The sequence below is a fragment of the Actinomadura hibisca NBRC 15177 genome, assembly GCF_001552635.1.
In the GTDB taxonomy this organism is placed as follows: domain Bacteria; phylum Actinomycetota; class Actinomycetes; order Streptosporangiales; family Streptosporangiaceae; genus Spirillospora; species Spirillospora hibisca.
Window position 1 is genome coordinate 1 of the sequence record NZ_BCRO01000152.1, and the last position, 7,558, is coordinate 7,558.

Sequence of the window (7,558 nt, forward strand, 5' to 3'; positions counted from 1 at the left end):
CCCCGGTGGCCAGGGTCAGTGGGCATGTTCGGGCGCGGGGCTGGGGTCGGTGGTCAGGTGCGGGGCGCGGGGTTGGGGTTGTTGGTCAGGTTCGGGCGCGGGGCTGGCGCCGTTGGGCACGCGCGGAGCGCGGGTTGAGGTAGTTGCGCGGAGCGCCAAACGCGGAGCGTGCCTTTAACGCGGAGCGTGCCCTTGGCGCGGAGCGCGGTTCTGGCGCGGAGCGTGCTTTTAGCGCGGAGCGCGGGCTTGACGCGGAGCGCGGGCTTGAAGCAAAGCGCGGGCATAGCGCGGAGCACGAGCTTGAGGCTGTTGATCACGCGCAGAGCGCGGGGCCGGGGTTGTTGAACAGGTGCGAAGCGCGAGCTTGAGATAGTTGTGCACGCGCGGAGCGCGGAGCCAGGGGTGTCGGTCGGGTACGGAACGTCGGCCGAGGTCGCCGGTCACGTATCACGTATAGAGCGCCGCTTGAGCCTGCTGCTCAGACACAGCCCACATGACCGGGATAGGCGACCACCTCCCAACCAAACCGTGCAAGATCTACCGTCAAGGAACACCCAGCACCCCTAGCCTGTTGCCCAGAGCGTGGAAAGGGCGAAGATGGCGCTGTCCGGCGAATCGGCTCCGGTCGAACCGGCTCCGGTCGTGCACGAGTTCGGCACGCTCCTCGCCGCCGCCACCTCACTGGAGCGCATCGCCGGTCGTGAGCTGGAGCGGCGCTGCGGCATCAAGCACGCCACCTTCGAGGCGCTGCTCCGCCTCTCCGACGCCGGGGCCGAGTGTCCCCGCACCATGGGCGGGCTCGCCGGAGAGATGATCCTCACCAGCGGCGGTGCCACCCGGCTGATCGACCGCATGGAAGAAGCCGGGCTGGTGCGGCGACGGGTCGCGTCCGGTGACCGGCGGCGTCAGTTCGTGGAGCTCACCCCGGCCGGGCGCGACAAGCTCGACGAAGCCCTGCGCGTCCACGCCGAAACCCTCGACCAGCACTTCGCCGGACCGCTCACCCAAGAGCAGCGCCGCACCCTCGTCGAGGCCCTGGGCATCCTGCGCGCCCACGCCCGCGACGAACTCGGCGCCTTGCGCTGAGTCCGCCGCGCGCGAAGCGTCCGGCCAAATCGGCTAAATCGGCCAGGTCAACCAGACGGCCTACAACCAGACGGCCTACAGGTACCGCGCCGCCGCAGCCTCAGCCGGCGAGTCCGCCCCCGTCACCCCGTTCACGCCCTTCGGCACACCGTCGTCGATGCCCTCCGGGCAGTTGATCGTCACGCGGTGCATCTTGCGCCGCTGCGTGTAGTCCGCCACCGCGTAGTGCTGCGTCGGGCGGTTGTCCCAGAACGCCAGCGTCCCCACGCGCCACTTCAGGCGCACCTGGAACTGCGGGTCGCGGACCGCGTCGAACAGCAGCGGCAGCAGCGCCTCGTTCTCGCGTCGCGACAGGCCGATCAGGCGCGTCACCGACGACCGGTTCACGTAGAGGGCCTTGCGGCCGGTCTCCGGGTGGATGCGCACCACCGGGTGGAGCGACGGCGGGTTCTTCTCCTGCAGCTCGCGCAGGTCCATCCGGTGGCCCTTGTCGATCGCCTTGGACACCGACATCGTCAGGTCGTGCTCGGCGTACAGCTCGTCGCACAACTTCTGCAGCCACGGCGCGAGCGAGTCGTAGGCCATGTACATGTTCGCCCACAGGGTGTCGCCGCCCACCTCGGGCAGGATGACCGCGCGCAGCAGCGATCCCATCGGGGGCACCTTCATGAAGGTGTTGTCGCTGTGCCACTGGTCGCCGCCCTCGCCCTTGGGGTCGGTCTGGTCCAGGACGTGGACGGCGCTGCCGGAGGTGTCCATCGGCGGCAGGTTGGCGGTGCCGAACTGCTTGGCGAACGCCACGTGCTGCTCGTCGGTGATCTCCTGGTCGCGGAAGAACAGCACCATGTGGTCCAGCAGACCGGTGCGCAGGATCTGCGCCTGCTCCTCGTCCAGGGGCTTGCCGAGGTCGACGCCGCTCACCTCGGCGCCGATGTTCCGGGTCATGGGGTGGAATTCGATCATGTCCGGGGGCCTCCATCGGAGTACGCGACCAAGCAACCGCTAGGTTGATGCTATCCGATGGAGACGGACACCTGTCCAGCCCTCGGCGCGCCCACTACCGCGAGTAGTGCTCCACCACGAGCTGCTCGTCGCAGACCACCGGGATCTCGCGCCGCTCGGGCAGCCGCACCAACTGCGCCGCCAGCGCGTCGTGCCGCACGTCCAGGTAGGGCGGCACCTTCTCGCTGTGCCCGCCGGCCGCCGCCACCTGGAACGGCACCATCGGGCGGCTGCGCTCGGCGATGGTGATCACGTCGCCGGGGCGCAGCCGGTAGGACGGCCGGTCCACCCGGCGGCCGTTCACCAGCACGTGCCGGTGCACCACGAACTGCCGCGCCTGGTAGATCGTGCGGGCGAAGCCGGACCGCAGCACCAGGGCGTCCAGCCGGCGCTCCAGGTCCACCAGCAGCGCCTCGCCCGTCTTGCCCTCGGCCTTGGTGGCCTTGGTGAAGGCGTTGGCGAGCTGCTTCTCGCGGATGTTGTACTGCGCGCGCAGCCGCTGCTTCTCGCGCAGCCGCACCTTGTAGTCGGACTCGTTCTTGCGGGCGCGCCCGTGCACGCCCGGCGGGTACGGGCGCGCCTCGAAGTACTTCACGCTCTTCGGGGTCAGCGGGATGCCCAGGGCCCGTGACAGCCGGACCTTCGGACGGGAGTTGTTCAACGTGCACCTCCATGTGGTTAGGTAAGCCTTAGTTAGGCAAGCCTAACCTATGACGTCAAGGAGGCGGCAGATGACCGAGAGCACCATGGGAGAGGCCGGGACCTGCCCGGCGCGCACCGCGGGCGCCCCGACGCCGGGGGAGCGCGCCCGCACCCTCGCCTACGGGGTGGCCGACGGCGTCGTGGTCGCGCCCGGCATCCCCTACGCGCCGGTGCCCGCCCACACCACTGACGAGAACGGCCGCCCGCTGCTCCTCATGCCCAGCGCCTCCCCGGTCGTCGCGGCGCTAGCGGGCGAGCCCGACCTCCCCGCCACCCTGCGCATCGCCGACGTCGCGCCCGTCGCCCTGCCCGACCGGATGCGCGGCCGCGCCTGGCTGCACGGCTGGCTCACCGAGGTCGACGACCTGGAGCGCCGCCCCGCCGCGCTCCGCCTGTCCCGCCTGCACCCGCGCCCCGAGCTGCTCGACCTGGCGGCCGAAGGCGTGGAGAGCGACGGGCCCACCGAGTGGACGATCCTCGCCCTGGAGATCGCCGAGATCGAGATCGAGGACGCCTGGGGGAGCGCCACCCTGGAGCCGGAGGACTACCAGGCCGCCGCGCCCGACCCGTTCACCGCGATCGAGGCCGGCATCCTCACCCACCTGGACGCCTGCCACCGCGACGAGCTGGTGGGCCTGCTGGACGACCTCGTCCTGCCCGGCGCCGGAACCGGCGCGCCCGCCCCCGTCGTGCGGCCGCTGGCGCTCGACCGGCACGGCATCTGGCTGCGCTGCTCGGTCCCCGCGCCCGACGCCCCGGAACCGTTCGCGCTGCGGCTGGCGTTCTCCGAGCCCGTCCACGATCTGGACGGTCTGCGCGGCGTCTACCGGCGCCTGTTCGCCACCGCCTAGGATGGCACCTTTGTAGTCGTCAAAGGTGCTCTGCGCCGTCGCTCCGATCCCCGCCGGGCACGGCCGTCCCCGGTGTCGTCCGTTATCCTCGGAGGTGCCGAGAGGCGCTGCAACGGGCCTCGCCCGCCACGCTCGGCACACCAGTGACGGAACAAGGGCGCCTTCCCGACCTAGGGAAGGTGTGCTGTGACCACGTCGAACCGCCCCGGCGCCCAGGCGCTGCGGGAGCTGCTGAAGGAACGTGTCGCGGTCCTGGACGGCGCCTGGGGCACGATGCTGCAGAACGCCTCGCTCAACCCGGCCGATTACCGCGGCGAACTGATCACCGAGGACCATCCGAAGGACGTCACCGGCGACCCCGACCTGCTCAACCTGACCCGCCCCGACGTCATCCTCGACGTGCACCGCCAGTACCTGGCGGCGGGCGCCGACATCACCACCACCAACACCTTCACCGCCACCAGCATCGGGCAGGCCGACTACGGCCTGGAGTCGATGGTGCGCGAGATGAACCTGGCGGGCGCGCGGCTGGCGCGGCAGGCGGCCGACGAGTTCGGCGGCCGGTTCGTGGCGGGCTCGATCGGCCCGCTGAACGTCACGCTGTCGTTGTCGCCGCGCGTGGAGGACCCGGCGTACCGGGCGGTCGGCTACGACGAGGTGTTCGCCTCCTACGCCGAGCAGATCAAGGGGCTGGCCGACGGCGGCGTGGACGTGCTGCTGATCGAGACGATCTTCGACACGCTCAACGCCAAGGCCGCCATCGACGCCGCCAAGGCGGTCGCCCCCGAGCTGCCGCTGTGGATCTCGGTGACGATCGTGGACCTGTCCGGGCGCACGTTGTCCGGCCAGACCGTCGAGGCGTTCTGGAACTCCATCGAGCACGCCGACCCGCTGGTCGTCGGCGTCAACTGCTCGCTCGGCGCCACCGAGATGCGCCCGCACGTGGCCGACCTCGCGCGGCTGGCCGGCACCTACACCGCGAGCCACCCCAACGCGGGCCTGCCCAACGCGTTCGGCGGCTACGACCAGACCCCCGAGGAGACCGGCCGGCTGGTCGGCCAGTTCGCCGCCGAGGGCATGATCAACGTCGCGGGCGGTTGTTGCGGCACCACCCCCGCGCACATCGCGAAGATCGCCGCCGCCGTCAAGGAGGTCGCGCCGCGCCCGGTGCCCGAGCGCCCGGCCGCCACCCGCTTCAGCGGGCTGGAGCCGTTCGAGATCGGCCCCGACACCGGCTTCGTGATGATCGGCGAGCGCACCAACGTGACCGGCTCGGCCCGGTTCCGCAAGCTGATCGAGTCCGGCGACTTCCAGGCCGCGGTGGACGTCGCGCTGGAGCAGGTGCGCGGCGGCGCCAACCTGCTGGACGTCAACATGGACGCCGACCTGCTCGACAGCGAGCAGGCCATGGTCACCTTCCTCAACCTGCTGGCCACCGAGCCCGAGGCCGCCCGCATCCCGATCATGGTCGACAGCTCGCGGTGGAGCGTGCTGGAGGCCGGGCTGAAGTGCGTGCAGGGCAAGGGCGTGGTCAACTCCATCAGCCTCAAGGAGGGCGAGGAGCCCTTCCTGGAGCAGGCCCGCAAGATCCGTTCCTACGGCGCGGGCGTCGTGGTGATGGCCTTCGACGAGCAGGGCCAGGCCGACACCACCGAGCGCAAGGTCGAGATCTGCGCCCGCGCCTACGACCTGCTCACCCAGAAGGTCGGCTTCCCAGCCGAGGACATCATCTTCGACCCCAACGTGCTGGCGGTCGCCACCGGCATCAGCGAGCACGACGGGTACGCCAAGGCGTTCATCGACGCGCTGCCGCTGATCAAGGAGCGCTGCCCCGGCGCCCGCACCAGCGGCGGCATCTCCAACCTGTCGTTCTCCTTCCGCGGCAACGACGTGGTCCGCGAGGCCATGCACTCGGCGTTCCTGCTGTACGCGGTGCGCGCCGGGCTGGACATGGGCATCGTCAACGCCGGGCAGCTCGCGGTCTACCAGGACATCCCGGCCGACCTGCTGGAGCGCGTCGAGGACGTGCTGTTCGCCCGCCGCCCCGACGCCACCGACCGGCTGGTCTCCTTCGCCGAGACCGTCGGCGGCAAGGGCACCAAGCGCGAGGTCGACCTGTCCTGGCGCGAGGCCCCGGTCGCCGAGCGGCTGGCGCACGCGCTGGTGCACGGCATCGTGGACTTCATCATCGAGGACACCGAGGAGGCCCGGCTGGCGGCCGCCCGCCCCCTGGACGTCATCGAGGGCCCGCTGATGGACGGCATGAAGATCGTCGGCGACCTGTTCGGGTCCGGCAAGATGTTCCTGCCGCAGGTGGTCAAGAGCGCCCGGGTGATGAAGCGCTCGGTCGCCTACCTGGAGCCCTACATCGAGGCCGCCAAGGCCGAGCTGACCGAGGCCGAGCAGCAGGCCGCGCGCGGCAACGGCCGGGTCGTGCTCGCCACCGTCAAGGGCGACGTGCACGACATCGGCAAGAACATCGTGGGCGTGGTGCTGGGCTGCAACAACTACGAGGTCACCGACCTCGGCGTGATGGTGCCCGCCGCCAAGATCATCGACATCGCGGTCGAGCAGGACGCCGACGCCATCGGCCTGTCCGGGCTGATCACCCCGTCGCTGGACGAGATGGTCACCGTCGCCACCGAGATGGAGCGCCGCGGGCTGAAGATCCCGCTGCTGATCGGCGGCGCGACCACCTCCCGCCAGCACACCGCCGTGCGGATCGCCCCCGCCTACGACGGCACCACCGTGCACGTGCTGGACGCCTCGCGCGTGGTCGGCGTGGTGTCGGACCTGCTGGACGAGGACCGCGCCGCGACGCTGGGCGAAGCCAACCGCGTCGAGCAGGAGCGGCTGCGCAAGCAGCACGAGACCCGGCGCCAGCAGCCGCTGCTGCCGGTGTCGCAGGCCCGCGCCAACCCGGAGAAGGTGTCGTTCGAGGACCTGCCGACGCCGGAGTTCACCGGGCTGCGCGTCGTCGAGCCGTCCATCGCCGAACTGCGCACCATGATCGACTGGCAGTTCTTCTTCCTGGCCTGGGAGCTGAAGGGCAAGTACCCGGCGATCCTGGAGCAGCCGCAGGCCCGCGAGCTGTTCGACGAGGGCAACGCGCTGCTGGACGAGATCATCGCCAACGGCTCGTTCCGGGCGCGCGGGGCGTACGCGTTCTGGCCCGCTCGTTCGGAGGGCGACGACATCGTGCTGGACCCGGGCGCGGGTGCGACGGGCGTGGGCGCGGGGGAGCGGGACTCGGGCGCGGCGGGCGCGGGTGCGGCGGGTGAGGGCGAGCGGGTGCGGATGCCGATGTTGCGCCAGCAGACTGCCAAGCCCGAAGGCCGTCCCAACCGCTGCCTCGCCGACTACGTCGCCCCCGCCGGTGACCACCTCGGCGGCTTCGCGGTGTCGATCCACGGCGCCGACGAGCTGGCCGCCGCCTACGAGGCCGACGGCGACGACTACAAGGCGATCATGGTCAAGGCGCTGGCCGACCGGCTTGCCGAGGCGTTCGCCGAGCACGTGCACCTGGCGGCCCGGCGCGCCTGGTTCGAGCCGGACGCCGACCCGGTGCTGGAGGACCTGCACGCCGAGCGCTTCCGCGGCATCCGCCCGGCGCTGGGCTACCCGGCCAGCCCGGACCACAGCCTGAAGAAGGAACTGTTCGAGCTGCTGGAATCGGAGAAGCTGGGGATGGGGCTGACCACGTCGTTCGCGATGACCCCGGCGGCCAGCGTCAGCGGCCTGATCTTCCAGCACCCGGAGTCGCGGTACTTCACGGTGGGGCGGCTGGGGCGCGACCAGATCGAGGACTACGCCGAGCGGCGGGGGATGCCGCTGGGCGAGGTGGAGCAGTGGCTCCGTCCCAACCTGGACTACGACCCGAAGTAGTTTGAAGCCCCGGCCCAGGGGGCTCGCCTGGC

At 71.1% G+C, this 7,558-nt stretch carries 5 protein-coding genes and 1 riboswitch; of the genes, 3 read left to right on the top strand and 2 right to left on the bottom strand.

Translation table 11 applies throughout. The features are described 5' to 3' along the window. Positions 1 to 582 precede the first annotated feature (582 nt). Positions 583 to 1,086, top strand: coding sequence for a MarR family winged helix-turn-helix transcriptional regulator (locus tag AH6_RS41750; RefSeq protein ID WP_245679709.1), 504 nt, complete (start codon positions 583 to 585; stop codon positions 1,084 to 1,086). Between the two features lie 75 nt (positions 1,087 to 1,161). Here the strand turns inward: AH6_RS41750 and AH6_RS41755 are convergent, their stop codons facing one another. Beyond that, positions 1,162 to 2,049, bottom strand: a complete 888-nt coding sequence (locus AH6_RS41755; protein ID WP_083983975.1) for a TauD/TfdA dioxygenase family protein — start codon at positions 2,047 to 2,049, stop codon at positions 1,162 to 1,164. A 94-nt stretch (positions 2,050 to 2,143) separates the two neighbouring features. Continuing rightward, entirely contained in the window at positions 2,144 to 2,749 is a 606-nt protein-coding gene (gene rpsD / locus AH6_RS41760; protein ID WP_067491991.1) for a 30S ribosomal protein S4, read from the bottom strand. A 70-nt stretch (positions 2,750 to 2,819) separates the two neighbouring features. Between rpsD and AH6_RS41765 the strand changes: the two genes are divergently transcribed. Both AH6_RS41765 and metH read left to right on the top strand, forming a co-directional pair. Then, positions 2,820 to 3,641 (top strand): DUF2470 domain-containing protein, encoded by an 822-nt coding sequence (locus AH6_RS41765; protein WP_245679710.1) that lies wholly within the window; start codon positions 2,820 to 2,822, stop codon positions 3,639 to 3,641. Positions 3,642 to 3,734: 93 nt separating this feature from the next. Beyond that, positions 3,735 to 3,811: riboswitch (S-adenosyl-L-homocysteine riboswitch) on the top strand. 16 nt (positions 3,812 to 3,827) lie between these two features. Beyond that, positions 3,828 to 7,526, top strand: coding sequence for a methionine synthase (gene metH / locus AH6_RS41770; RefSeq protein ID WP_067491993.1), 3,699 nt, complete (start codon positions 3,828 to 3,830; stop codon positions 7,524 to 7,526). The last annotated feature ends 32 nt before the right edge of the window (positions 7,527 to 7,558 follow it).